The sequence below is a fragment of the Rhodococcus sp. 24CO genome (assembly GCF_050586165.1).
In the GTDB taxonomy this organism is placed as follows: Bacteria; Actinomycetota; Actinomycetes; order Mycobacteriales; family Mycobacteriaceae; genus Rhodococcus_F.
In genome coordinates this window covers 441,772-468,758 of sequence record NZ_JAZFNF010000002.1, presented here as the reverse complement: position 1 = coordinate 468,758, position 26,987 = coordinate 441,772, and the positions used below count along the sequence as shown (strand labels likewise).

Annotated in this window: 24 protein-coding genes; 10 read left to right on the top strand and 14 right to left on the bottom strand. The window is 58.8% G+C overall.

Features of this window, described 5'->3' with window-relative positions; translation table 11 throughout:
* The first annotated feature begins 182 nt into the window (after positions 1 to 182).
* A complete protein-coding gene (locus tag V2B23_RS06410) occupies positions 183 to 974 on the top strand; it encodes an enoyl-CoA hydratase-related protein (protein ID WP_430949577.1) in 792 nt (263 codons plus the stop codon).
* Between the two features lie 106 nt (positions 975 to 1,080).
* Here the strand turns inward: V2B23_RS06410 and V2B23_RS06405 are convergent, their stop codons facing one another.
* The 8 genes from V2B23_RS06405 to V2B23_RS06370 all read right to left on the bottom strand — a co-directional run bounded on the left by V2B23_RS06405 (position 1,081) and on the right by V2B23_RS06370 (position 10,586).
* Complete coding sequence (locus V2B23_RS06405; protein ID WP_430949576.1) at positions 1,081 to 2,364, bottom strand: NAD(P)/FAD-dependent oxidoreductase; 1,284 nt, start codon at positions 2,362 to 2,364, stop codon at positions 1,081 to 1,083.
* 110 nt (positions 2,365 to 2,474) lie between these two features.
* Positions 2,475 to 3,302, bottom strand: coding sequence for an SDR family NAD(P)-dependent oxidoreductase (locus V2B23_RS06400; RefSeq protein ID WP_430949575.1), 828 nt, complete (start codon positions 3,300 to 3,302; stop codon positions 2,475 to 2,477).
* A complete protein-coding gene (locus tag V2B23_RS06395) occupies positions 3,299 to 5,002 on the bottom strand; it encodes a 3-ketosteroid-delta-1-dehydrogenase (protein ID WP_430949574.1) in 1,704 nt (567 codons plus the stop codon). Before V2B23_RS06395 ends, V2B23_RS06400 begins: the two co-directional genes overlap by 4 nt.
* A 166-nt stretch (positions 5,003 to 5,168) precedes the next feature.
* Positions 5,169 to 7,178, bottom strand: coding sequence for a flavin-containing monooxygenase (locus V2B23_RS06390; RefSeq protein ID WP_430949573.1), 2,010 nt, complete (start codon positions 7,176 to 7,178; stop codon positions 5,169 to 5,171).
* A 2-nt stretch (positions 7,179 to 7,180) separates the two neighbouring features.
* Positions 7,181 to 8,089 carry an SDR family NAD(P)-dependent oxidoreductase gene (locus V2B23_RS06385; RefSeq protein WP_430949572.1) on the bottom strand — a complete coding sequence of 303 codons (909 nt, stop codon included), beginning with the start codon at positions 8,087 to 8,089 and terminating at the stop codon, positions 7,181 to 7,183.
* Positions 8,082 to 9,044: an alpha/beta hydrolase gene (locus tag V2B23_RS06380; RefSeq protein WP_430949571.1), complete on the bottom strand. Its 963-nt coding sequence runs from the start codon at positions 9,042 to 9,044 to the stop codon at positions 8,082 to 8,084. The genes V2B23_RS06385 and V2B23_RS06380 overlap by 8 nt, the downstream gene beginning before the upstream one ends.
* Before the next feature lie 16 nt (positions 9,045 to 9,060).
* A complete protein-coding gene (locus V2B23_RS06375; protein WP_430949570.1) occupies positions 9,061 to 9,564 on the bottom strand; it encodes a hypothetical protein in 504 nt (167 codons plus the stop codon).
* A gap of 134 nt (positions 9,565 to 9,698) precedes the next feature.
* Positions 9,699 to 10,586 (bottom strand): SDR family NAD(P)-dependent oxidoreductase, encoded by an 888-nt coding sequence (locus V2B23_RS06370; RefSeq protein ID WP_430949569.1) that lies wholly within the window; start codon positions 10,584 to 10,586, stop codon positions 9,699 to 9,701.
* A 272-nt stretch (positions 10,587 to 10,858) separates the two neighbouring features.
* Between V2B23_RS06370 and V2B23_RS06365 the strand changes: the two genes are divergently transcribed.
* The 9 genes from V2B23_RS06365 (at position 10,859) to V2B23_RS06325 (ending at position 19,074) form a co-directional block, all read left to right on the top strand.
* On the top strand, positions 10,859 to 11,251 hold the full coding sequence (locus V2B23_RS06365) for a VOC family protein (protein WP_430949568.1): 393 nt from the start codon (positions 10,859 to 10,861) through the stop codon (positions 11,249 to 11,251).
* 144 nt (positions 11,252 to 11,395) lie between these two features.
* On the top strand, positions 11,396 to 12,856 hold the full coding sequence (locus tag V2B23_RS06360) for an ABC transporter substrate-binding protein (RefSeq protein WP_430949567.1): 1,461 nt from the start codon (positions 11,396 to 11,398) through the stop codon (positions 12,854 to 12,856).
* A 25-nt stretch (positions 12,857 to 12,881) separates the two neighbouring features.
* Positions 12,882 to 13,832 carry an ABC transporter permease gene (locus V2B23_RS06355; RefSeq protein WP_430949566.1) on the top strand — a complete coding sequence of 317 codons (951 nt, stop codon included), beginning with the start codon at positions 12,882 to 12,884 and terminating at the stop codon, positions 13,830 to 13,832.
* On the top strand, positions 13,829 to 14,779 hold the full coding sequence (locus V2B23_RS06350; protein ID WP_430949565.1) for an ABC transporter permease: 951 nt from the start codon (positions 13,829 to 13,831) through the stop codon (positions 14,777 to 14,779). The genes V2B23_RS06355 and V2B23_RS06350 overlap by 4 nt, the downstream gene beginning before the upstream one ends.
* A gap of 23 nt (positions 14,780 to 14,802) precedes the next feature.
* On the top strand, positions 14,803 to 15,912 hold the full coding sequence (locus V2B23_RS06345) for an ABC transporter ATP-binding protein (RefSeq protein ID WP_430949564.1): 1,110 nt from the start codon (positions 14,803 to 14,805) through the stop codon (positions 15,910 to 15,912).
* A gap of 1 nt (position 15,913) precedes the next feature.
* The gene (locus V2B23_RS06340) at positions 15,914 to 16,927 is read left to right on the top strand and encodes an ABC transporter ATP-binding protein (protein ID WP_430949563.1); all 1,014 of its coding nucleotides are present in this window, start codon (positions 15,914 to 15,916) and stop codon (positions 16,925 to 16,927) included.
* Complete coding sequence (locus V2B23_RS06335; RefSeq protein WP_430949562.1) at positions 16,924 to 17,997, top strand: hypothetical protein; 1,074 nt, start codon at positions 16,924 to 16,926, stop codon at positions 17,995 to 17,997. The genes V2B23_RS06340 and V2B23_RS06335 overlap by 4 nt, the downstream gene beginning before the upstream one ends.
* Before the next feature lie 86 nt (positions 17,998 to 18,083).
* Positions 18,084 to 18,431 carry a hypothetical protein gene (locus tag V2B23_RS06330; protein ID WP_430949561.1) on the top strand — a complete coding sequence of 116 codons (348 nt, stop codon included), beginning with the start codon at positions 18,084 to 18,086 and terminating at the stop codon, positions 18,429 to 18,431.
* On the top strand, positions 18,424 to 19,074 hold the full coding sequence (locus V2B23_RS06325) for a Dabb family protein (protein ID WP_430949560.1): 651 nt from the start codon (positions 18,424 to 18,426) through the stop codon (positions 19,072 to 19,074). The genes V2B23_RS06330 and V2B23_RS06325 overlap by 8 nt, the downstream gene beginning before the upstream one ends.
* Before the next feature lie 113 nt (positions 19,075 to 19,187).
* Here the strand turns inward: V2B23_RS06325 and V2B23_RS06320 are convergent, their stop codons facing one another.
* The 6 genes from V2B23_RS06320 to V2B23_RS06295 form a co-directional block, all read right to left on the bottom strand.
* A complete protein-coding gene (locus V2B23_RS06320; RefSeq protein WP_430949559.1) occupies positions 19,188 to 20,426 on the bottom strand; it encodes an NADH:flavin oxidoreductase in 1,239 nt (412 codons plus the stop codon).
* 101 nt (positions 20,427 to 20,527) lie between these two features.
* Complete coding sequence (locus V2B23_RS06315; RefSeq protein WP_430949558.1) at positions 20,528 to 21,442, bottom strand: VOC family protein; 915 nt, start codon at positions 21,440 to 21,442, stop codon at positions 20,528 to 20,530.
* A 48-nt stretch (positions 21,443 to 21,490) separates the two neighbouring features.
* On the bottom strand, positions 21,491 to 22,672 hold the full coding sequence (locus tag V2B23_RS06310) for an acyl-CoA dehydrogenase family protein (RefSeq protein ID WP_430949557.1): 1,182 nt from the start codon (positions 22,670 to 22,672) through the stop codon (positions 21,491 to 21,493).
* A 37-nt stretch (positions 22,673 to 22,709) separates the two neighbouring features.
* On the bottom strand, positions 22,710 to 23,870 hold the full coding sequence (locus tag V2B23_RS06305) for a Rieske 2Fe-2S domain-containing protein (RefSeq protein WP_430949556.1): 1,161 nt from the start codon (positions 23,868 to 23,870) through the stop codon (positions 22,710 to 22,712).
* A 170-nt stretch (positions 23,871 to 24,040) separates the two neighbouring features.
* Positions 24,041 to 24,799 carry an SDR family NAD(P)-dependent oxidoreductase gene (locus V2B23_RS06300; RefSeq protein WP_430949555.1) on the bottom strand — a complete coding sequence of 253 codons (759 nt, stop codon included), beginning with the start codon at positions 24,797 to 24,799 and terminating at the stop codon, positions 24,041 to 24,043.
* 149 nt (positions 24,800 to 24,948) lie between these two features.
* Entirely contained in the window at positions 24,949 to 26,898 is a 1,950-nt protein-coding gene (locus tag V2B23_RS06295; RefSeq protein WP_430949554.1) for a flavin-containing monooxygenase, read from the bottom strand.
* Positions 26,899 to 26,987: the final 89 nt, after the last annotated feature.

Here is a 26,987-nt window from a genome sequence, read left to right as displayed (position 1 = left end):
CTAAGTGCGCCACATCACATCTATGGGACGGGTGTGACGCAGACTCCCCTGAGGCTTGCGCCCCGACAGGACGCCGTGCGGACTCGTATCCCGACTCATAAATATGTATCCTGTACTGGATCCAATTATGATCATCTGTTGCTGCTGGTCAGCGCGCAGAAACCAATGCCGGAGGACCTCCTATGCACCCATCCCATGAACCCGTCCGTTTCGCAGTTGAAGGCTCGGTCGCGAGAATCACTCTCGACAACCCCTCCAGAAAGAACGCCATCACTCTGGATATGGCTGCATCCATCGTCGAGTTCTGCGATCGAATCGAGAAAGACAGCTCGATTGGCGCCGTCCTGGTAGGTGCTGAAGGCCCGTACTTCTGCAGCGGCGCCGACACACGAGATTTGGCAGCATCATCCGCAGATCCCGCATCTGCAGAAGCCGTCCGACGGACCTCGGCGGTCTACGAGAGCTTTGTACGCGTGGGATCGCTGCCTGTACCAACCGTGTCGATGGTCGTGGGCGGCGCAGTTGGCGCCGGCCTCAACCTGGCAATGGCCACAGATATGATGCTGGTAACTCCGGATGCCGTGCTGGACAGCGGGTTTCTCGCCCGCCACATCCATCCCGGCGGCGGCCATTTGTCACTGTTGGGACGTGCACTCAGCACATCCGAAACCATCGCGATGGCCGGACTAGGCATCGCGCTTTCGGGCACCGACGCCGTACGCCGGGGACTTGCATACGCGTGCGCCGATGCCGACGATATGGATGCTGAAGCCGCACAACTTGTTCGACACGCAGCCGCCGACCCCGAACTGGCCAGGGCAATCAAGAACAGCATCCGATTGGAACTCGGTCCCCCCGCGGTCTCCTGGGCCTCAGCGCTCGAGATCGAAAGAGGCGTACAAATGTGGTCGATGGGACGCAAGGGCGACGCAGGGTGGAAGAACAAGCCCGCAAAACCGACTCCAGTCAACTAGGCCTTACATAGAGAAAAGACGGACGACGCGAACCATACGAAGGTCACGTCGTCCGTCTGCAACACAGTCGATTGCTGCACAAGGGCGCAATCGAGTGTGCTGCTGTCTATCCCGCCGTGCTGCCGACAGATGCCACCAACTTCTTGATCGGCACGTCGACGTCGGACAGATCATCCGGAGACAGTTCCATACGAGAACTCAACGCAGACTTCAACGTGAGGAAATCTGCCGGGGAATTCACACATTCGGCGGCAATCAACATGCGCTCACGGAAGTACAGCGACGTAAGCCGATGTGGGCGAGCCGGATCCGTGCGAGTCACGGTTTGGTCGTAACCTTCGATCAAACCGGTGATCTGAAGTTTGCACTTCCCTTGATCAGACCAGAACCACGGTAAACCCCGTAGCGACGACGGCTTCCCCGCAATGGTTCTTGCTGCAACAGTTGCCTGTTCAACGGCGTTGTCGACCGATTCGAGCCGAACGCGATCACCCAGGCCCGGTCGCGTCATCGGATTGGGTTGATTTGCGCAATCGCCTATTGCGATTGTCGATCCGTCAGATGCCACGCAATGCTCGTCCACGAGAATGCCGTTGTCACAATCGAGCCCGATTGCGGTACCGAGTTCATCCCGCGGAAGTACGCCTACCCCGATAAGGACAAGATCCGCCGGGAGCCTCTGCCCACTACCGAGCATCACGCCGATCACGTCGCTCGATGTCGACACCAAAATCTCGGTGGGGACAGTTTCGAGTAGAACGGCAATGTCGGCAGTACGATGTGCGTCGAGCAAGAAGGCTGAGGTGTGCGGGCCGAGTGCCCTACCCATCAGTTGCCTCCCTACCTCGACGACGGTGACGTTCTTACCCATCGCTTGTGCAGTCGCAGCAGCTTCGAGCCCGACAAATCCGCCTCCGATGACAACGACGTGCTGTGCGCGCGCGAGTTGTTCACGCATATGCAGCGCGTGCTCGACGTCGCGCAGATACACCACACCCCGCGTCCGGGAATCAGCGCCGGGAATGGCAAGCCGGCGAGGTCGGGCGCCGGTGGACAGCACCAAGTGTTCGAATTCGTGGTGTGCCCCCAGGCTGGTACCGATGCTTCCAGAACCGTCCCCATTCATATCGATTTCGACTACCCGTTCACCGAGGACCAGGTCAATTGCGTTCTCGGAATAGAACTCCCGATTTCGCAACATCAAGTCGGCAACAGATACCTCACCTGTCAGAAACGCTTTGGACAGTGGCGGTCGATGATACGGATCATGAAGCTCCGCGCCGACGATGCGAATCGGAGGTCCATAGCCTTCAGCCCGCAGACTGCTCGCCAGTTGTACACCGGCCTGAGATGCTCCGACAATAAGAGTGCCGGGATGGGAGCTGTTCACGATCCTCCGTCTTGCCCGTCGGGCGTCTGCCGATTGATGCTCGGACTGATCCCCAACGCTACTAGATAGATGTTTTCTGTCAACTAAATTCCAGCCCCGAACCCGTCACGTCAATTGGTACCGGACACCTGTTCCCGAACCTTGTCGACCCGATCCTGCCAGTTGTCGAGCCACTCGGGATGAGGGAAGATATGCGTCTTCTCTTCGGCCATTGCCCGGACGACCAGGTCGGCAACTTCTTCGGTCGATATGCCGTCCTGCTCGATCGCCGCATTCACGGATTCCCGCAAGCTTTCGAGTTCCGGATCGGCCAGTGCCCTCGGAACGTGGCCGGCGGGTGCGTTCCGCTCATCATGTCGTATAGCTGTTGACGTATATGCCGGGCACAGCGCTGCCACTCGGACATTCGGATGCTCGGTGGCAAATTCGTTGGACAGACTCTCCGACAGCGCCACTACAGCGGCCTTGGCAACCTTGTACGGGGCTTGATACGGACCGGTCAGGAAGCCCGCCATAGAAGCGGTATTGATGATGTAGGCACTGTCCTGTTCCGCCAAAATCGGCAGGAAGATCCTGCATCCGTGAATAGCGCCCCACATAGTAACTCCAACAGTCCACTCCCACGTTGCCGTACTTGTGGTCGAAAACCGTTGCATACCTCCGACGCCCGCGTTGTTGCACAGAACGTGGACGGCACCGAAACGATCGACCGAGGACCGAGCAAGTGCCTCGACGGAGGCAGCATCAGCCACATCGGTGCGCACTGCAAGGACCTCGCCGATCGTCGACAGATCTTTCTCAGCCCGGTCGAGATCACCAAAATCGTTGTCAGCGACGACTACCTTCATTCCTTCCTGCAAGAAACGACGAGCCAAGCCGAGCCCGATGCCATTTGCGCCGCCGGTCACTACCGCTACACGGCCCTGAAGATCTCTCATCCGTTCTGAACCCCTGCGGCATCCCGTGCTGCGATGTAACCGAACACCAATCCTTGCCCGATAGTTGCGCCGGCGCCCGGATACGTGTCCCCGAAGGCATTGGCTGCGGTGTTGCCGATCGCGTACAGGCCCTCGATCTCGCTGCCGTCCTCCCGACGTACCCGGCCCTTGGCGTCGGCCCGAATCCCGCCACAGGTACCCAGGTCACTGAGAACCATCTTGACGGCGTACAGCGGGCCATCGGCGAGAGGACGCAGATTGGGGTTCGGCGAAATCGTCGGATCGCCGTAATAACGGTCGTATGCGCTGTTTCCGCGATGGAAGTCGGGATCCATGCCGGTCCGGGCAGACTCGTTGAAGCTCTCGAAGGTCTCGACAAAGCTATCGACGGGAACGCCTATCATCCGGCTCAGATCTTCCGGATTTGAAGCCTTGTAGGCGATTCCGGCGTCATACCACGACTCCGGAAGGGGCTGGCGTGGGAAAAGACCGGCAGCAAAGAGGTAACTGTTGCGGTAACGCTGATCGAAGACAATCCACATCGACTCGACCGGGTCTCCGGCACGCTCTCGCTCGAGCACTCGTTGACCGAACGACATGTAGTCCTCGGACTCGTTCGTGAATCGGCGACCCGTCTGATCGACGATGAACGAACCCGGCAAGGACCGCTCGGCCAGCATGACTGCAGGTTGAGCACCAGGCAACGGTGCCACTGCCGGGAACCACCAGGACTGGTCCATCAGGTCGATGTCCGCGCCGAGATCCTGTGCAATCCGGATCGCGTCGCCCGTATTCTGGTCGGAACCCAGGCTCGCATGCTCGACTAGACTCTCGGACTGGAACTTTCGCCGCATATCCATATCATGATCGAATCCACCGGCAGCAAGGATCACACCGCGTCGGGCCGTAACCGTCATTTCGCGCCCGCTCTGCTCGACAACAGCGCCAGTCACACGGCCGTCAGTGTCCACCAGTCGCACGAGCGCCGTCTCGGTCCATACCGGAATTTGTGCATCGAGGATGCCTGCGAACAAGCCCGCGGCCAAAGCCTGTCCCCCAGCGATGTATTCGCGCCCCAGAGCTAGACCGCCAAGCCCAACAGCAAGCCTACGGAAGATGCGCGGCAATGCCTTGGCCGGCATCTTTGCCATCAGGTTCATCCACTTGTAGTCCGCGCCGGTGACTGGCATCGGCAGCGACGCCTCCATCAGTCCGGGTCGCAGGCGCTTGCGCTCGGAACCGAGAACCGATGCGTCGAACGGCAAGCACTCGCAGGTGCGGCCCGCTGCCGAACCACCCGGTTCCTCTGGATGGTAGTCGGAGTAGCCCTCCGCCCAGAAGAACTTCATCGGAGTTGTCCGAAGCAACATATCCAGCGTGTCGGACGCATGGTCGAGGAAGCTCTCACCGCGATCTGCCGGCGCCGAATCGCCTACAACGGATCGGACGTATTTGCCGGCCCTGGCACGGGAATCACCGGCTCCGGACTTTTCCAGAATTTTGTTGGCAGGCAACCAGAATGCACCTCCGGATCGTGCCGTCGACCCACCGACGTACTCGGTCTTCTCGATGACGAGGGTCGAGAGCCCAAGCTCGTGTGCTGCGAGCGCAGCGGCCATACCTGTACCCGATCCCACTACGAGCAGATCCACAGTGATGTTGTGCGCTGTCGTCGCGGCTGGTGCTGGACTGATGGACATGGTGCTCCTTCGATCTTCGGCCGCCGTCGGCAAAATACAGACATCAGCTCGTCATGGTTGGGTTGACGCCGGCTCAGACAAGAGAGTTGGATGGGCCGGCTGAATGAATCGTCAAGGCTTCCCGGATGTCGCTTCCCCGGATGTCTTTGCTAACCGCCTAATCGGCCTATTTCGTGGCGGATCGCGGCGTGAAGGTGAAGTTCTCCACATCGGGCTCACGCAGCATCGTCCAGTAGTCGACGAGCCGCCACGGACAAGGAACGATCGCTCGCCCCTTGCTGTTTCGGTAGTAGCCCGTGACGTCCTTGCCAGGATGCGCCCACACCGTCTTGTCGAGTGCAGCGTCAACCTTCTGGTTGTACTCCGCCATTGCCTGGTTCTCGACGTCCATCGACGCGTAGTCGTTTTCTACGAGGTACTGCAAGCACTCGACCACATAATGCACGTGTTCTTCGCTGGTGATATTGTGCCCCGCACCATGATTGGGCGCAGCATTTGGCCCTGCCGTGACAAAGAGATTCGGGAACCCTGGCACTTGAATACCCAGATACGCACGGGGATCATCGCCGAACTCCCACAGTTCAGCCAGCCGTTGACCTTCCCGCCCGGTGATGTCGATCAGCGAAGCGTACTCGAGCTTGAAGCCCGTGGCGAGAATGATGACGTCCGCAGCGATGAACTCTCCGTCCGTCGTTGTTACTCCGTCCGGGTGCACCTCGGCGAAACCTGCACGATGAAGGTTCACGTTCTCGCGCCTGAGCGCCTGAAAAAATCCCGGATCCTTGACTATGCGTTTTGCGTAGGGCCGGAAGTCGGGGGTCAGCTTTTCTATCAGGTCCGGGCGATCGGGAAAGGACTCGTTCAGGTATCGCAGGGAGGTCTGCATAACGAGATCGTTAACGGGAGAGACCGACAAGTGCGACTTCGCCCATTCCGGGTCGATCCTCGGTACCGGGTACAGATTGTCGGACGCAAGCCAGTAAGCCCTGAGCCGGAACCACTGCTGGTAATAAGGCAAGTGCCGCATCGCCCAACGTTCTGCCTGCGGAACATCGTTGACCACAGTCTTTTCCGGAACAATCCAGTGTGGGGTACGAACAACCACGTCAAGTGTCTCGACCTTGTCCACGATGTTCGTCACTAGTTGAACCGATGTGCATCCGGTTCCCAGAACAACCACGCGACGTCCTTCGACGTCGATCTCGTCGCTCCACTCCGCCGTGTGGACCACAGTTCCTTCGAACGAATCCAAACCCGGCACGTCCGGAATGTTCGGCGCGTTGAGGACACCGAGCGCCGTCACCAACGCTTGTGCTCGATGGTCTGTTATCGCACCGTCAGCAGACTGTGTCCGCACGTGCCACTTCTGCTCCCGCTCGATCCAATCGGCCGACAGAACCTTCGTCGACAGTTCGATGTGACGGTTCAAACCGTACTTTTCTACGACGCGTTCCAGATAAGCCAAGTATTCAGGCCCGGACGGGTAGTACTTCGACCAGTCAGGGTTGAGCTCGAACGAATAGGAGTAGTAGTGGCTCGGAGTGTCCACTGCAGCGCCGGGATAGGTGTTCCGCGACCATGTTCCGCCGATCTCGTCGCGGGCTTCGAAGACACGGTATCGAAATCCTGCGTCGCCCAGTTTGACGGCTGCGTTGATCCCGATAATGCCGGCGCCGACGACTATGACGTCGAAATCCTCTGGCGGAGATTTTGTTACCGGCACACAACGTTGACCGATACGGAAACCGGCCTGTTCGAACAACAACGGAATGAACTCCGCGTCAACGTCCGAAGCGGTACACAGCGAGGCCATTCGCCGAAACAGAACCTCGTCCGGAACTCCGAGTGCTGCAGTTGATTCCGCTCTTAACAGCTGCGCGGCACGTGCTCGGATCTTCTCCGAAACACTGTCCGGGAAAGCCCCAAGAGGCAGTGCCGAAGTCCCGCTGCCCGACGAATAGTGAACTCCGGTCGTGTTCGGGGCATTGGCCATATCTTTTCTGGCAGCATCGAGTTCGGCTGCAAACTCGTCGAGTAGTCCGAGGTCACCACTCACGTGCACCATCGACATCAGCAGTGCAGCAGGGTTGCATACGGCAATCGCGGCCGCGAGTTGGGCAGCATCGTCACCGTCGAGTTGTGTTCCTGCCCCGTCGACAAAATCGGTCGCTGTCATTTTCAGCCCTTCGAAGGATCAGTAGATTGCAAAGAGGTTCGTGCTGGAACAGAAATCCCCATGCGCTCCAGCATGATACGAGGATCTACAGGAGAGGTCAGGTCTCTGAGTTGATCAGCGCGTTGAGTGGCCGATCGCCGGCAAGCGTCGTCGTTCGAGAAGACCCAGAAATCTCCGCGGGCGATTGCTTCGGTCATGTGCTGCGCTGCCTCGACCGGATCGAGTCCGGTTGTTACGTTGTCACGTTGCATTGCATCGAACACTGCATTCGCGATGGGATTGCTCGACGGCGCTTCGCGCTGCGCGGCTCGAAAGATCTCGCTTCGAATCGAATGCGGAACAACCGCCGAGACCTGAATTGGCGCACCTGTCAACGAAATATCTTGGTACAGACTCTCTGTCATCGCCAGCACCGCGAACTTACTCACGACGTAGGGACCTTGCACGGCTACACTGTTCAATCCGCCTACAGACGACAGATTAGCGATACACGAGGGGGTACCCACTGCCAACATGCGGGGCACGAAGGAGCGGAGACAGTAAAAGACACCGTCGACGTTGATGTCCATGACACGCTTCCACCGTTCGACATCGACTTCCCAGAGGAGTCCAGCCGTTTCGACTCCGGCATTGTTGATGAGCAATTCCACGCTTCCGAACCGCGAGAAAATGCTCTCGGCCATGTCCTCGACGGCGGCCGCATCGGTGACGTCGATCCCGTAGCTCACTGCGGATCCCCCAGCCGCGTTGATTCCTTCAGCAACCCAGGCAGCCTTGTCGGTGTCGATGTCCGCAATAACAACCGTCATACCCAGCTGCGCGAGATGTAGGACGAACCCTTCGCCGATTCCGGCAGCTCCGCCGGTGACAACTGCTGTGCCGGAACCGAAGCGACTTTGAGCTTCAGACATCGTTACTCCCTCTGATCAATGCATCCGGACCACGATCGGTGGGATGAAGACTGGACTGCAGAAAGTCGATTGTTCGACCGAAAAGTTCTCTCGCCGGCTCGAGCGCCGCGGTCAGGGTCGCGAAACCGTGCATCATCCCGTCGTACCGCACCAACTCGACTCTCACCCCTGCTCGCATCATGTGTCGGGCGTACTCTTCTGTGGCGTCACGGGTAGGGTCTATCTCGGCGGTCACGATCAGCGCGGACGGCAGTCCACTGACATCCTGCGCCAGACCAGGATTCACGTAGGGAGACGTCCGCTCGGCCTCTGTACTCACATACTGGTCCCAGAACCACTGGCAGTCTGCAAGTGTCAACATATTCGTCGAATGCTCCGGGTTCGAAATTCTCATTTCTGCACCACCGTAGAAACTCACCTGGGCGTCTGGCATCGGCAGCCGACGATCGCGTAGCTGCTGCCCCAGCGCGAACACCAATGTTCCACCAGCACTTTCACCAGCCAATGCCGTTCTCACCCCAGTGGTCTCACCAAGCTCGATCGGTGACGTCTTGATCCAGCACCACACATCTCGGCAATCGTCGAGCGCGGCCGGGTACGGATTTTCCGGCGCCAGACGATAGTCAACGGACACAACGACAACATTTGCAGCAATACTCAGTTTGCGGAGATATTCCTCGTTCTGATTCAGCCCACCCATCGTGAAGCCACCACTGTGCATCCATTGCACGACGGGAAGACTCGGCTCCGCAGAGGGGCGGTAAATCCGAACGGGTATGTCTGCGAGTGAGGTCGAAACGATGACATCACGGGACTGATAAATGGGTGTTGTCGGCGGCACTGCAATCCGCCCGAGCACCGAACGTAACTCGGCGAGCGGGGTTCCACTCATCGACTGGGGAAATCGTGCGGCGGCAGCGTCTACGAGGTTCTGCGCGGCGGGCGACAACGGCATAGTGCGAACCTCAACCTCAAACCGCGGAGCTACGCGCGTCGTGATGGGGCGACAACTCCGAGTACACAACCGACTCTCGGGTATCGAGAACAACTTCGAGACTCGCAAGTAGCACGGCGTCGCCGGCAATCTGGGCCGTCCAATGCGCCAGCCCGCTCGAAACAGCGTACGGTCGGCCGTCGACAATTTTGGTCACGAAGATATACGACGAGAAAGCGACGGTATTGCCCGTCCTCTCCGTTACGAATATGTTATTGCTGTTGTGACGCAACGGGTACGGGCTCGCATGGCGGTGAGACTCCTGCCACGCCATCACTTCATCGGCGCCGCGCACGTCACAGCGTATGAAGTCCTCGTATTCCGTTGTGCCGGTGTCACTTCTGCAACTGAATGCAAAGTCGTCGACAATCACGGCACGTAGGGCATCCCGGTTCCACTCGTCGTAGTGAAACCACCAACTACCCACCAACTGGACCAGCTCACCGATTACGGTCCCTGCATTACCCCTGTCGGACGACACTTCGAACTCCTCACTCTGGCGACTGACATTCCGTGACTTGGAAACGCCGTATACGTAGCGACGTTAGTGTGATGACGCTCTCGCGCGGAAGCACCTGTTCCATTCAGGCGACACATACGATTGGCCGCCCGAATTCACATGCCAGCCGGAGCGATGTTGGGATTCGCCCACGCAGACGGTTCACGGCGTGGCATAGATCCCTGACCGTCCAATGTCTTGACATCGAGCTCGTTGTGCCACGGAAAATGCAAGCTGAACGCGACGAGCCCGGTCCGTTCATCGGCGGGAACAGTGCACATCGCGAGGACTGTCTCCACGAGGTATTCGACCGGCTCCGTCTCGTAGCCCGTAGGAAGTAGTGCATCGGCGCCCGGCGTCGAGATAGCTGTCGACGGACCCACAACATTGACCGCTATGTTGTCGTCGAGCAGTTCCGCTGCGAGGCCCTGAGTCATGCGATGCAGGGCGGCTTTGGTTGCCGCATAGATCACGTCACCCGAGGTCCTGTTGTACTCGCGGAACGGCCTGATCGGGCTCAGCCCTGTCGACGATCCGATATTCACGATCCATCCCGCGCCGCGGGAACGCATATGCGGGATTGCAGCTTGTGCCAGCACGAATGGCGCACGAATGTAGTGCTCGATAGTTCGGTCGAACGTCTCGAGAGACATCTTCTCGACGGTCGAATAGTCGGCAAACCCAGCGTTGTTGACCAGGATGTCGATTCCACCGGTGGCTTCGACAACGCGTTCGATCAGGGTGTCGCGCGCATCGGTATTTTCAAGATCAGCCGGAATAGCCAGCGCGCTACCACCATTCGCCTCGATCATCGCAACGGTCTCGGCAAGTGAGCCTTCGACTACAACACTCTCCCCGCCTCGAATCGCCGAAGTCGGGCCTGCCGACCGTGCTGTAACCACCACGGTTGCGCCCTCGGCCGCCAGTCGGCGAGCAATCGCACGTCCGATGCCGCGACTACTTCCTGTGACCAACGCGGTCTTGCCCGTCAATGTATTTGTCATGTAATTCTCCAGCTTGTAGGTTTCGAAGTTGCCTGCGGTCAGTATGAATATGTTCTGCGCCCCCACAGAATGATGCGCGGGAAGTCGGACTGGTTACCGCTCTCCCACATAACGGGAGACGATGTTGACCACTCCCGCGTAGCGGGAGACGACGTTGACCACGCTGGCCACCGATGGACTAATACGAGAGTGATCAGCCTCACTGCGAGGCCAACTTCTCCCGCGCGTACGCGGATCAGCTCTCTCAAAGCATCTCCTACAGCGAGGTATTCATGAGTATCGGTACACGTTTCGCCTTCACGAAAATTTTCGCAGATGACGTGGCGTCCCTAGCAGACTTCTACGTGGCGACACTCGGATTGACAGTCAAGGCCCGACTCGACCTCGGCGAGGGCAAGGACGCCATCGAGGAGATCATCCTGACGAGCGACCGGGACGACGACTCCAGTTTGATTCTCTGGCGATACCTGGAGCGCGCAACGCCTGCCCCTGGTGAGGCCGTGCTGGGTTTCAACGTAACGGATATCGAAGAAACGCTTCGACTGGCGGAACTGGCCGGCGGTTCGGTAACCGAACCCCCCAAGGAATACACCGAAATGCGAGCCATCGTTGCTTTCGTGAACGACCCGGAGGGACATCTACTCGAGATCGTCCAGAACTTCTAGAGGTCGAAATTACTTCTCAGTCAACCGATTAAGACAATCATGAAGGTAGATATGTCGAGACGTCGAACAACTTCTGCAATTGCAGCATCAGCCATCGCATCGGCACTGCTCCTGACTTCGTGCTCCGGGGCGGGGACTGCGTCGGTGGGCGAACCCGCCGGTGAACCGCAGCGCGGTGGAACCATCAACTACTCGTTCAATACCGAACCTCAGTCGGTGGATCCGGCTACATGCGCCATCGGTACCGGGCTCGCGCCCTGCCAGGCTGTGTTCGGCGCCCTGATGTACTACGACATCGAGTCAGGCGAGTTCGAACCTGGAATGGCTGAGTCACTCACTACCGAGGACGGCCAGACCTGGATGCTCGAACTGCGCCCGAATATGACCTTCACCGATGGCACACCGTTCGACGCGGATGCCGTCGCTTTCAATTGGCAGCGCATACTCGATCCTGCCCTTCTCTCGTCGAGCGCCGTGACCGCAAAGTCGATCTCATGGGAGGTGATCGATCCACAGACCGTCAAGATCACCGCCGACAAGGTCAATCACCAACTGCCACTGTCTTTCACAGAGGACCTCGCGTTCATCGGTTCTCCCACGGCCATTACGGCGAAGGGCCCCGATTTCGGTAACTCCCCGGTAGGCGCGGGACCGTTCACGCTGACCTCGTGGTCACGTGGTAGCGAAATGGTTCTCGATCGCAATCCGAACTACTGGGACCAGCCGCGCCCCTACGTCGACCGAGTCGTGATGAAAACGATTGCCGCGGACGATCAGCGGTTCAATGCCTTGCAGGCCGGCGAACTCGACATCATGGCTGTGACGCTGCAGAAGTATGCCGATCGCGCTGAAGCCGCTGGGCTGAAGGTCACCGCTGCAAATCTGATGGGGGGTGGTGGTGTTCGCATTGCCAACCGCGGCGCCTTGGCCGACCAAGATGTTCGTGATGCGGTGGGCAAGCTCGTCGACAACGAACAGATTGTCGCTGCCGTTTACTCGGGCGAACCTGTGGCCACGGCGTTCTCGCCAGAGAACAGCCCACTCTACGATCCCGAGGCCACCTGGCCCGAACGCGACGTCGCAGGAGCCCAAAAGCTCATCGACGGATACCGGGCACGTAACGGCGGCCAGGAGATCGTTCTGAAGTACGTTACTGTGGCGGGCAGTCCGGTGTTGGCGCAGGTATCCGAACTGTTGCAGGCCCAACTCCAGGAAGTGGACGGGCTGAAGCTCGAGATCGCAGCCCTCGACGGCGGTGCCTTTGCCTCTGCAATGGTCGGAGGCAACTACGACCTCATCGTCAGCAGTCTCGGCGGAGCCAATCCCGAGCGACTGTACAAGGTCTTCCACACCAACGGATCAAGTAACAACAGCGGATACTCGAACCCGGTAGTCGATCAAGCACTTGATCTCACGCACTCCTCGAACGATCCTGCCGTGGTCGAAGAGGCCTACAAGACGGCCATTCGTGAACTCGTAGACACTTCGGCATATCGATTCTGGCTACATGCCGTCACTCGCATGCTGACCGCACAGGACGTCAACGGTGTTGAGGTTGCCTACCAGTACTGGTTCCGCCCTGAACTTGCCTGGATCCAGCAGTAACAACGCTCGGTGGAAGGTTAATCCGATGGTGAAGAGCCGGAACGTAAGTCGGTATCTGGCCAAGCTGGCCGCAGTGCTGCTGTTGGTGAGCGTGGCGACATTTCTACTCCTGGAGTTGATTCCGGGAGATCCGATCGATGCCTTGCTTCCGGACGGGGCAACAGAGGAGATGCGGGCTGCGGCGAACGAGCGATTCGGTCTCGACGGACCGATGTTGCAGCGATACTTCGAATGGCTCGGTAGTGCCTTACAGGGCGATCTCGGGCGATCGATTCAATCGCAGGTACCGGTGGCCGACGCAATTGTCGAGCGTCTACCCGTCACTCTGGAACTTGCTTTTGTGTCGATCTTGCTCGCGCTCCTCATTGCCGTTCCCGTGGGCGTGTACTCGGCGTACCGGCCCGGCGGTCTCGTCGACAGGATCACAACACTGATCTGCGCTGTGACCCTGTCGATTCCGAGCTTTCTCCTCGGTGTGCTCCTGGTCTTCGTTTTTGCAGTCACTCTGGGTGCGCTTCCTGTTACCGGATGGACCCCGCTGTCCGAGGGATTGATTCCGCATCTGCGCAGCTTGGCGCTGCCAGTGATAACCCTTGCCGCGTTGGAAGCAGTCGGCTTCATCCGACTGCTTCGCAACGACATGATTGCAACACTTCAGCAGGATTTTGTGCTCTCGGCCAGAGCACGTGGACTTTCTGCTCCACGGATTCTATTGACCCATGCACTGCGCCCATCTGTCTTCTCTCTGCTGACCGTCATGGGGGTAACACTCGGGCGCCTGATCGGCGGGACCGTGATCGTGGAGTCACTCTTCTCACTCCCGGGGCTGGGTTCCCTTGTGTTGACATCGATTACCGGCCGAGACTTGTTCATGATTCAAGGCATTGTTCTTGTCGTCGCCGTCGGATACGTGCTCATCAACGCACTGGTGGACCTCACCTATCCATTGCTCGATCCGAGAGTGAGAACAACATGAGCGTCACTGGATCTTCGCGCAACTCGACCGCTGTCGATGTCTTGCCGCAGTCTTCCCTCGAAGCGCCGAACGCTCTGGAGGGTGAACCGCACGCACTCCCCGCAGTATCCGAAAACGTCAAACGCCGACGGCGTCGTCGGAGAGACGTCGGTGCCGGCCTTGGTGCGGCGTGGATGGTGATCATCGTTCTCGCTGCAGTTTTTGCGGACGTACTCCCGCTTCCGGCGTACGACCAGATCAGCAATGTGTACTCATTGGCCCCCTTTCGCGATGTGGGACACATTCTCGGCACTGATCAGCTCGGCCGAGATCAACTCAGCAGGGCGCTCTACGGAGCGCGTGTCTCCCTCGCCGTCGCAATCGGCGCAACGCTGTTGGCACTGACGGTCGGAACCATCGTGGGTCTTCTCTCCGGATACTTCCGGGGCGCAGTCGACACGATATTGGGCATCAGCACCGATGCGGTGCTTGCCTTTCCACCGCTCATCCTGCTGATCGCCCTGGTTGCGGTGCAGGAACCGAGCGCGACCACCTTGGCGCTTGGGCTCGGGGCGGTAGGCGCTCCTACCTTCGCCCGAATCGCGCGGGCCAACACTATCGCCTTCGCCTCACGGGAGTTCGTCACTGCAGCACGGTCGATGGGTTGCACCGATCTGCGGATCATCATTCGGGAAATTCTGCCGAACGTGCTCCTGCCTGTCGTTTCGTTTGCCACCATCGTCGCCGCTGGACTCGTCGTAGCCGAGGGGTCCTTGAGCTTCCTCGGCCTCGGGATTCCACCGCCTACCCCGAGTTGGGGCGGCATGATCGCTGCCGGCCGCGAAAGTTTGTACGAGACACCATTTCTGGTACTCGTCCCGGGGGTCTTTTTCTTCTTGACGGTGTTTTCACTCAACCGAATCGGTGACTGGGCCCGCGGACGTGTGGGTCGGGAGTCTTCGCTGTGACTTCGAGAGGCAAGCAAAATGCCATGACAACAACACTTGACGCAGTTGACATCGACGACGAATCGACGCCGTCTGTTCTCGAGGTGTCCGATCTTCGGGTGTGGTTCGATACGCCACGCGGCATGGTCCGAGCTGTAGACGGCGTCACTCTCGACGTGCAGGCGGGCCGCACCCTCGGTGTGGTGGGCGAGTCGGGATCCGGGAAATCGGTGCTGTCGCGAGCTGTGATGAATATCCTCGCACCGAGCGCTGTCATTCAACCGCGATCGCGAATCGAGATCGAGGGCCGGGACACCGCATCTCTGTCCAAGGCGCAGGCTCGCGATCTGTGGGGGTCACGCGTCGCCATGGTATTTCAGGACCCGATGACGTCATTGACGCCGGTCCTGACCATCGGGCATCAGTTGACCGAGACACTGCGGCGTCATATGAATCTGAGCAAAGCCGACGCTCTGACACGGGCAGAGGAACTCCTCACCTGGGTCGGTATCCCGGACCCACGAAAGCGCTTGAAACAGTATCCGCACAACATGTCCGGCGGTATGAGGCAACGTGTGGTCATCGCGCTCGCACTCGCATGCTCCCCTCGCTTGCTCATTGCCGACGAACCCACCACCGCACTCGACGTGACGGTCCAGCATCAGGTCCTCAACCTGCTTGCGCGACTTCAGAACGAGAACGGCATGGCAACGATTCTCATCACCCACGATCTCGGGGTCGTGGCCGGCCGCACCGACGAAATAGCCGTGATGTATGCCGGGCGCATCGTCGAACAGGCTCCGACAAATGCCCTCTTCACGGAAATGCGTCACCCGTATACACAAGCACTACTACGATCGATTCCGCGCGTCTCGGATCCGAGTCACACTCGCCTTCAAGCGATTCCCGGACGACCACCGTCCGTGATCGACCCGGCGCCTGGTTGCGCGTTTGCCGCCAGATGTCTCCATGCGCGGCCACGGTGCCTGGTCGAAACGCCGGCGCTGATGCCCACCAACGGGATCAACGATCGTCACCGGCATGCGTGTTTCTTTCCTGTCGGGACTCCATCCGGGGACCAGGCTCTAGCTGACAACGTGCGCGAAGGTCGTTCTGCAGCAGGTCTTCCCGTCGATGAAAGGAACGTGCTCTGATATGGCCGGTACTGGTACCGCGCACTTGAGAGAAGCCGAGAATCCGGTGCTTCGAGTGCACAATCTTGTTGTCGAATACTCCACCGGAGGCGGCGAGAAGTTCGCGGCCGTAGCCGACATCAGTCTCGACATACTTCGCGGCGAAACCTTGGGGTTGGTGGGCGAATCCGGTTGCGGCAAGTCCACAGTCGCAAAAGCGATCATGCAACTTCCCAAACCGACATCCGGTGAGGTGCTATTCGACGGCCGCAACCTCGCCGCAATGTCCGCTTCCGAGTTGCGCTCCGAGCGTCGCAAGCTGCAAATGATCTTTCAGGACCCCATTTCTTCACTCAACCCTCTCCGTCGCGTTCGGCATATCGTTGCCGAAGGTCTCGACGTAGCGGGTAAGGGCAGTCGAGCGGAACGGGCCGCAGCCGTCGACGACATGTTGTCGGTCGTCGGACTGGATCCGGAAGTCGCTGGAGATCGCCGTCCACATGAATTCTCCGGCGGTCAGTGCCAACGGATTTCGATCGCTCGAGCCATTGTCGTGGAACCCGATCTGGTGGTGTGCGACGAACCGGTATCCGCACTTGACGTCTCGGTCCAGGCGCAAATCCTGAACCTCCTCGAAGACATGAAGGAACGGTACGGATTGACCCTGCTGTTCATCGCCCACGACCTCGCGGTAGTGAAGAACGTCAGCGATCGAGTGGTGGTGATGTACCTGGGAAAGATCTGCGAGGTCGCTTCCCCGGACTCGCTGTATGCAGCACCTCGTCATCCGTACACCGAGGCTCTTCTCGCCGCAATTCCCGAACCCGACCCCATGGCCGCGCCGACCGGCGACGCACTTGTCGGTGAACTGCCGTCACCACACGATCCACCCAGCGGATGTAGGTTTCGCACGCGATGCCCGAGGGCGGATTCGCTCTGTTCTGCAGAGGAACCCGTGATCCGCGAAGTTGCACCGAACCATTTTGTCGCATGCCATTTTCCACTGTCCGAACCGAACGATAGGAAGCAGCCATGACTACAAGCACGCGCCATCCCATGACTCCAGCAGTGCCACCGCAGTTCATCGAGGAGATCTACACGCCCGACGAGGCGGCGGTTCTCTTCGACATCGTTCGTAACAACGGGCCGTGGCGTCTCATCGCAGCTCACCATTTCAAAAGCGCAGAGGAGTACCTCGCCGTCTCGGGACCGAAGAATCGCGATCCTGATGTAAAACTGGAGTTGTCCGATCTCCTGACCCCGACCTTCCGCAGCTACTTCGGCGATCGGGGCGTGGCCTATGAGGACAAGGCGCACGAACTTTACTTCAACCGACGTCTGCTCGACATGATCAAAGGCATCCACGGGGCCGCCTATGCGGTTCCGAGCAGCTACCTCTTCAACTTGCGCGCACCGGCACACAGTTACGACGCCGGTCACTTCGACGGCGCCAGCTGGCGCGGGATCGACATGGGCAACGCACCTCTGTGGCTGATCAGCGTCATGGCCAAGTCCGGATTGTTCGAGCGCTGGGAAATCAAGACCGGCCAGGTAATCGCGTACTACTACAACTCCGACATCGATGGCGGGTTCACCTACTGGCCCGACGGCCCGGACCTCGCACCCCGTCGATTCGCCGCTCCGTTCTGGAACAATGGACTTCTCACCAACAACGAGAAGATGTTCCATCGGGGCGAGGCGAGCGGTCCTCGGGACAAGCGGTCCATACCGAAGCTCCAACTCGATTCCGTCATCGAAGGCGTCGGCACCGACGAATGGGTCGTTCGCAACGGATCCGAAGAGATCGCCCGATACCACGATGACGACATGCGCTTTCTATTCCACTACAGCGCAAACGTTTTCGATGATCTTTCGGATGTGAAACGGTACCTCGATCACACCGACGATCTGACGGTCGAGCAAGCCCTCGGCATGCTGATCGACGACCTCGATGCCCGTGGCGTCTCGTACACGAGACCCTCGGATCCACTCAACGACGCCGACTTCGTCTCGACACTCACGCGCACCTACGCGATGGCTCCGTCGGACTACCCCGCAGAAGCTCCGCTGGACATCATGCGTAGCGCACGCAAAGACCAGTCCTAGCGACAACCCACGGATCCGTGCAAAGTCTCCCGCTACGCGAGACGACCATTTCTGTACGGGTTTCAACCAGAAGTAGGTTAAGAAGTATGGCAGGCGAGAAGGTCTATGTGATCGACCGGATCATCACGGAACCGGGGTGTGGGAAGAAGTTCGTCGATGCGTACACAACCGAGTACGTACCCGCTGCGCAGCGCCGCGGAATGACCCTGGCAAGTGTTCTCGTCAGTCCCCCGCTATGGGTCGAGGACGAAACCAACATCGTGACGATCACCTGGACAGTGGAAGGCACGTCCGGCTGGTGGAATATGACACGCCAGGGTCGAGCCGATCCGGAGTCCAGCCACTGGTGGGAACGGCATTCTGCGTTGATAGTCGAGCGCAGTCGCACCATGGCCGCTAACGCAGCCGATATCGAGGGGCTCTCCGATGTATAACGTCACACGAATTGTCCATGCCGACGAAAGTGCATCGAGCGAGGCGTGGGACGAGGCCGTGCTCTCTGTGACAACTGCGGCCGAAGCGGCCGGCGCTATCCGCCAGGTTGTGTCGAGGACGCTGCCAGGAGTAATCAACGGCGGCGATTTGATCGTCCACTTACAGTTCAAGGACGACCTATCGTGGAGATTGGCGAGCGACGCACTCGACGGCAGCTTCGGGCATCCGGCGATCGAACGGTTCCACGGCGTCGAGTATCAGTCAGGGTCGACCGGGCGGTCGACGATCGACACCCGTAACAGTGTTTACCGAACGCTGCTTCTGCGAGTCGCGCCCGGCACCGAGCCGAGCAGCGTCGAGCATTTCGAAAGCGATTTGTTGCGGATGCCTGCGCTGGTCTCGTCTATCGGCGCATGGCGGCTGAGCCGTGTCACAACTGCCGTCGGTCCGACGCCGTGGACACATGTGTGGGAACAGGAATTCACCGACCATGCTTCGTTGCTCGGACAGTACCTCGATCATCCGATCCATTGGGGTGTCGTGGACCGTTGGTTCGATCCGGAGTGCACCGAGGTCATCGTTCGCGATCGGGTCTGCCACAGCTTCTGCTCGATCGACGACAAGATTCTCGCCGGCGATTGACAAGACTGTAGAAGTGAAGTCCGGTATCAGCGCCTGTGACGCTGATACCGGACTTCTTCGTTGTAATAGCTACGACATCCCACCGTCAGAACAACGTCCTGACTATCTGTTCCTCAGGACACTGGCGTCACCGCGCGAGTGGACGACGATTCACTCGGAATCGGCGACGGCAGGTCTTGAGGAACCAGCACACATCGAGTTCCGGTGAAGATAGTCGTCATGCATTTGTTGTTGTGATTGCAGAGCGAACGAACCGCTGAGTCGGCCGCGATTCGGTTGATCAGGTCCGGCTCCCGTAGCAGCGCACGTCCCATCGCGACAAACTCGAAACCTTCCGACATCGCACGATCCATGGTCTGCTTGTTCGTCACGCCGCCGAGAAGAATCATCGGCATATCGACAGCTGACCGGATCTGTAGAGCATCGTCGAGTAGGTACCCGTCGTAATAGGGGTACTCGCGAAGGACATGCTTGCCGACAAGCTTGATTCCCGATCGGACAGGTTCGGGCACAGCAGCAGCGAACTCCGTGATCGGGGAATCCCCCTTGAACAAGTACATAGGATTGAGCAGCGAACTTCCCGCAGTCATCTCCAGAGCGTCGACAGTGCCCGACTGCTCGATCCACTGCGCGACCTGGCATGCTTCGTCGATCCAAAAGCCACCAGGGACACCGTCATCCATATTCAATTTGGTGATGATGCCCAGGCGATCCTGTGCTGCCTCACGGACCTCGTGAAGGATCTCGAGCGCCAGTCGGGCTCGATTCTGCAGTGAGCCACCGTATTTGTCCTCACGACGGTTCAGTTTCGGACTCAGGAAGGAACTTGCCAGATAATTGTGCCCGAGATGCACCTCGACAGCGTCGAATCCCGCGTCGATCGCCATTCGCGCAGCATTTCCGTGCGCCTTCACCACTCTTGTGATGTCTTCTCGTGTGGCTGGGCCGACAGCGCGAAAGAACTGCTTGTTGAAATGCCGGCTCGGAGCAATGGGCCGAGTGCCAGTCGACTTCCCGTTATTGACCGGCCCCGAGTGTCCTATCTGAGCCGAGATCGCCGCGCCCGCATCGTGAACCGCATCGGTCAGCTTGCGGAGACCTGGCATAGCCTCGTCGCGCCAAACGATCTGATGGCCGTCGGTGCGTCCATCAGGTGCCACGGCGCAGTAGGCAACGGTCGTCATGGCAACACCGCCACGGGCATGTGCGACGTGGAAGTCGATCAACGGGTCGGTGACCAAACCGTCGCGAGCCATATTCTCGTAAGTGGCCGCCTTGATAGTGCGATTACGCAGGCGAACCGGACCGAGCTTCGCCGGTGAGAAAATGTCAGGTCCATCAGATCGAGTCATGTCTTCTCTCATCGTCCAATCACTTGCCGGCGGAAATAGGTTCAGGTAGAGAAAAGCCCCGTTCGGGCGAAAACATAAACACCCGAACGGGACTCGTAAGCTCACTCTGCCGCGTTTGCAGCCATCTCCTTGGCCCACAACCACTCGTGGCCCCAATAGCTGTCCGCAGTGATTTCTTCCGACGTGTAATAACTCTCGTCGACCAGGGCTCCCTCGGTACCGAACTCGATGTCCCAGCCACCCGGAACCCGGACGTAGAACGAGATCATCTTGTCGTTTGTGTGTCGGCCCAGTGTCGACGAAACAGGGAAGTCCCGTTTCATCACCTGGTCCAACGCACGTCCAACCGTGTCCAGATCCTCGACCTCGACCATCACATGCACCAAGCCTGGGTCTTTGCCTTCTGGAACAGGCATCAGAGCAAGACTGTGGTGACGCTGATTCACTCCGAGGAACCGGATGCGCATGGGACCGTACTCCGGCGGAGCCGGCATTCGGAAAGCGCCTCGGGGCAGGAATTCCAGTGTCTCGGTGTAAAAGCGATACGTTTCGTCGAAATTCGGGCTCGGCACGACGACGTGACCCAAGCCCTGATCACCCGTAACGAACTTCTGACCGTAGCCGGTCAGTACAGGGCTGTGATCAAGCACCGGCCCGTGGAAGAACTCCAACGGTGTTCCGCCCGGATCGTCCATCGAGAATGCCTCCTCGACACCACGGGCATCGGCTTCTTCGAGGGACATCGGCTTGACTACGTGCCCCAAACCCTCGAGTCGCTCGCGCAGTCGCGCAAGCGCCAACTGATCACGAACCTCCCATCCGACGGCCGTCACCCGGTCGATCGCAGCCGGTGCGATCACCAGACGCGCACCACGCTCATCCATCCGTAGGTGTAGCGCTCCATCTTCGGGGCCGGATCCTTCGGCGAATCCCAATACGTCGAAGGCCAACTCCCGCCATCTGTCGATGTCGGTTGCGTCCACCCTGACATACCCCAGGGCCTTGATCTCGCTCATATTTCCTCACTGACTTTGAATGATACTGCGCAGGAATAACATCGACGCTCAGATCATGATGCGTAGTGTTCCCTGCGGCTCTGCCCCGAGTGAACTGAGCGCCGACGAGTGGTACGGAATACTCGACACGTGAATAGCGTGGTGCAGACCCGCATGCGCATCTCGCCAGAATCGTTGCAGCGGATTGTCGTTCCGAAGTGCATTGCCGCCTGATCGGTCGAAAATCTCGTCGGCAGCACGCACGGCACGCCAGGCCGCGCGAGTCTGGTTCCGCCGCACAAGTGCTCGTTCCTCGAATGAAATCGTTTGCCCTGCATCAACCTTGTCGAATATGCGGTCGACTTGACTCAACAACTGCTGCCGCGATGCGTCGATTTCCGATGCAGCCTCACCGAGGGCGTGCAAGGTGTATGGATCATCCTTGATCGCTGCGCCCGTTGCCCCGACCCGCTCACGCTGATAGGCGATCCCGGCTGCGAGAACACCTTCCGCGATCCCGATAGTGGCGGAGGTAATCCCAAGCGGGAACATCGTCGACCAGGGCATCTTGTACAGCGTCTCGGTAACGCCGTACTCCTGCGCAGCGGTACCGTCGATGACCTTACCCGCGTCCATTACTCGGTAGCTCGGAATCAATTGGTTTGTGACAATGATGTCCTTACTTCCGGTACCGCGCAGGCCAACGACATCCCAACTGTCCTCGACTATTTCGTAGTCGGATCGAGGCAGAATGACATGCAGCCCCTGCGGTGGCATGAGCGGCGCACCGTTCTTGTCGCCGATCATCGCTCCGAGGAAGATCCAGTCACAGTGGTCGGTACCGGAAGAAAACTGCCAGCGACCGGACACGATGTAACCGCCGTCAACCGGGGTCGCGACGCCACCCGGCATGTACGGCGATGCCTGCCACGTGTCACTGTCCGAACCCAGCACTTCCTGCTGAACCTTGGGATCCGCCATAGCCAACTGCCACGGATGCACGCCGACGATGCCGGCCACCCAGCCCGCCGAACCGTACACGCTGGCAGTCTTCATCACCGCTTCGGAAAAGTCTCGGGGATGTGCTTCGAACCCGTCGTACTCCTTGCGTGCGAGCATGCGGATGATCCCAGAGCTCTTGAGACCCTTCGCCATGTCGTCGGGCAGTCGACCTAGTGACTCTGCTTCTTCTGCGCGAGCACGCAGGTCGTCTGCGAGAGCGACGATGTTGTCAAGAACTTGATGGCTCACAGTGCTTCTCCTGAAGATTTTCGAAATGTGTCGGGATTCAGGACGCGGGCGCCGGAATCGCGCTACGTCCGGCAGCTAGGTTGGCATCGATCTCTTCCTGCCAACTCGTCAAAGCTCTTTCGGTATCGATCTCGTACTCGAAGCGATTGACCATTTCCGGTTCGATGTTTTCGACATCCACGTAGAATTGCTGGTACCAACGGCGCAATTGGTATACCGGCCCATCCTCTTCCGACAGAAGAGGATTATCGATGGGAGACTTGTTCTTCCAAATCTCGATGTCCTGCTCGAAACCTATTGCGACGCCGCCGGCAATCGTGTCCGCGATCTCTGCGGCCACCTCATCCGACACGCCCTCCGGCTTCTTGACGATGACGCCGTATTGCAGAACGAATGAGGTCGGAGAAATCGGGTAATGGCAGTTGATCAGGATGATGTTCGGGTCATCTTCGAGGGATTCGGTCCACAATTTGTCAATCATGTACGAAGGCCCGAAATATGATGCATCTGATGCACTTTCGCGATCATAGTTGCTTCCGATGCTTGCGTCGACAGCGTCAGCTCGTGGCTTCGATCGCATAACTTGGGTTGCGACGTGACCTTCGAAGACATTCCGGAAGTATTGCGGCATCCCATAATGGACGTAGAAGAAGTGAGCCATGTCCACGACATTGTCGACGATCTCTCGACAGTTCGACCCTTCGACCTTCAGCGTTTTCCAAGTCCAGTCGGTCCATTCCGGATCTCCGTAGACCGCAATTTCGGGAATGGTGACTTCTTCGGTCGGTTTACTACCCTGCGGGTCGTGCCAGACGTACAGCTGTCCATTGCGCTCGAGAGTTGTCCACGACTTCGTTCGTGCAAGGGGAGGAACACGCCGCGCGTAGGGGATTTCGGCACACTTGCCATCACCCCGCCAACGCCAATCGTGGAACGGACAGGCGATCGTGTCACCTTTCACCTCACCGAGTGCCAGATTTCCTCCCATGTGTGGGCAGAAGGCATTGAGTACGTTGACTTTTCCGTTTTCCCCCGCGAAAACAACCAGCTCCGTTCCGAACGCGGAGATCTGGTGCGGCTTCCCGTCCTTGAAATCGCGTAGCAACCCTAGACAGTGCCAACCACGGGCAAACCGGACCGGAGGCGCTCCCGCCTCGATTGTTCTTACCTCTTCGGAATCCGTTGCGGTAGAGCTCATGTGAAACCTCCTGCATTTCGATCGTAAAGCGCCCCGAAGGTGAATGTGATCAGCCTCTCAACGAAAACCGGCCCACAGATGGCGCGTTCCCGAAGAACGGGAGAGTAATCGGATGCTGCGACCATCTCGACTGGACACGACACATCCGGATCTCGAGCGGAACGAGAGATCTACCTGGTCTGAGAGCCACCGTTGAAGTCAATGGTCTGCCCTGTCATGCCCCCGGACTCATCGGACGCCAGGTAAGCGCATGCCGCGCCTACTTCGATGGCATCCCCCAGACGCCGGATCGGTATGGTTGCGATGATGTCGTTGATCATCTCCTCGGGCATCTTCTCCTCGAGATTCTTCTGATGCCCTAACGCCAGAATGTTTGCAGTGACGCCGAATTGGCCAGTCTCTGCAGCAAGGTGGCGAATAAAGCCCTCGACACCACTCTTTCCCGTCGCGTACATCGAGACACCGATATTCTGGCCGGTACGAGCAGATCCGGACGAGATCTGGACGACACGACCCCAGCCGGCGTCACACATGCCCTCGAGAACCACCTGGACACAATTGAAAGCACCGAAGATATTGAGATCGATCGGCGCACGCCATTGCTCCGGCGTGAGCTGCCGGAACGGAAGGTTGAAACGCCCCTCGGCAATTCCGGCATTATTCACGAGCACGTCCACATGCCGCCCGAACAGCGTCTCCGCAGCCCGCACATGCTCGACAACCGCGTCGTAGTCGGTGACGTCGAACGCGGAAGCGATCGCTCGACCACCCTCTTCCTCGATAGCAGCCGCCACTTTTTCTGCACGATCGGCAAACAGATCGTTCACGATTACGGCTGCACCCTGGCGAGCAAGCACCGTGGCAATCCCCGCTCCGACGCTCTGACCTGCGCCGGTCACAAGTGCAACCCGACCTTCCAAGCTGAACACGAAGGTTTCTCCTCTCGATAGACACGACGCCGCGTCGACGACGTGTGATCCAGTCCACAACTTTATATGACAAAAGTCAACTGTCTGGACAAATTATTGGATCCAATACTGCGGGCAGGAAACCCCGCTTTGACATGAAGCTCACAAGGTCAACGGATCGTGAACGCCGACAAATCAGGCTCGCGCAGCATCGTCCAGAAGTCCACCATTCGCCAAGGGCTTGGGAGGATCACACGTCCAGCCCGATTGCGGTAGTAGGTATGTGCGCCGGTTGCGATAGTCCACACCGTGTTCTCCAGTTGCGCTGCGACTCTGGCGTTGTACTCCACCGTTGCCTCGGCACTCACTTCGATGGAATTACCGCCGTTTTCCACGAGAATCTGCAGGCATTCGAAGATGTAGTGCAGGACGGATTCCGTAGGAAAATTGTGCCCGCCGCCGTGTCCGGGACTGGTATTCGGGGCCGATGTCACGAAAAGGTTCGGGAAGCCGGGGACTGTGCCGCCAAGGTAAGCGAACGAATCATCGCCCCGCCACTCGTCATTCAGAACACGACCCTCACGCCCGACGATATCCATCGGAGACAGAAAATCGAGTGTGAAACCCGTGGCGTAAATGATGACATCCACTTCATGTGTCCGGCCGTCGGCAGTAACCACCCCACTCGGAACAATCTTCTCGATGCGCTCACTCGTCAGGCTGACATGCGGAAGTTTAAGCGAGGCATAGAAATTGCCGGGATCCCGGATCAACCGCTTGCCGGCCGGCGCGTAATCGGGGGTGAGCTCGGCCAGAAGATCCGGCCGATCGGCAAACATACTGTGTAGGTAGGCAAGCCCTGTTTGCATCACTCGATCGTTCGCGGCCGAAATAGACACGTTGTTCTTCGCCCACTCCGGATCTGCACGGATGTTGTCGTACAGGTTGTCGCTCAGACCCCAATAGGTCTTGAGTCGAAACCACTGGTTGTAGAACGGCAACCGCGCGAGGAGCCAGCGCTCGGTGTCCGGCACGACGCCCGAACCCGGAGCACCCGGCATCACCCAATGTGGTTGCCTTTGAAAGAGAGTCAGATCGGAAACGGAGTCTGCGATCTCTCCTACCACCTGCACCGCGGTAGCTCCCGCACCGATTACTGCGACTCGCTTGCCTTGGAGATCTGCATCTTTCCACTGGGCAGTGTGCATGGAGATGCCCTCGAAGTCTTCGATTCCGGAGACCTCCGGAAACTTCGGGCGGTTCAAGAATCCGAAAGCAGTGATGACGATGGTCGCCCGCGAGGTTTGCATCGTGCCATCGACGGCACGAATCGATAACTCCCACTCCGAATCTCGTTCGATCCATCGAAGTCCGGTGACCTCGGTGTCGAAACTGATGTGCTCCTTGATGCCGTGCGATTCCACGACCCGTCGCAGATACTGCTGGTACTCGTTGCCCACGGGGTAGTACCGAGTCCAGTCTGCATTCAGATCGAACGAATACGAGTAGTACAGACTGGGAGTATCCACAGCCACTCCGGGGTACGTGTTCATTCGCCACGTGCCCCCGATGTCGTTGCTCTGTTCGAAAATCTCGTATTCGTAGCCGAAGCGCTCCGCCATGATTCCCGCAGCGATACCGGCCATGCCCGCACCGAGGACAGCGATTCGCATGCCCGGCTTCGGAGACTTGGTTCGCGGTACAACCGATTGCGACGGAACAAAGCCGCTCTGTTCCAACAGCAGAGGCAGAAATTCGGGCGACACTTTCTCGCCCACTGCGATCTCGACCATGCGTGCGAACACGGCGAGGTCTCCGACAAGCAGTTCCGGGACGATCGGCGCAGCGCCAAGCGCTCCTAGTAGAAGATCCGTTACCGATGCACGAGCACCTGCTTCCATCGTGACCACAGGCAGCGCATTGCGCCCCTCTCCCGGCCGACGGCTGATCGACGACGCGTATCGATCGAGAAGTGTCAGATCACCGGTCGCGTGTGCAGCGCATAACAGCAGGATCGCCGGATCCGCATCCTGCAGGTTCCTGGCGAGAGTCTCACGGTCAAGCGCAACAGGTTCCTGGTCGAATGTTTCCACAGCAGCTTGGTCGGTCGATTCGTTCATATGCCTTCTCTATCGTTATTGGTTTAGGAAATTGGATCCAGCAAAAGATGCAGATGGACCCGTTCTCTCCATTCCACCGAATGGGGCAG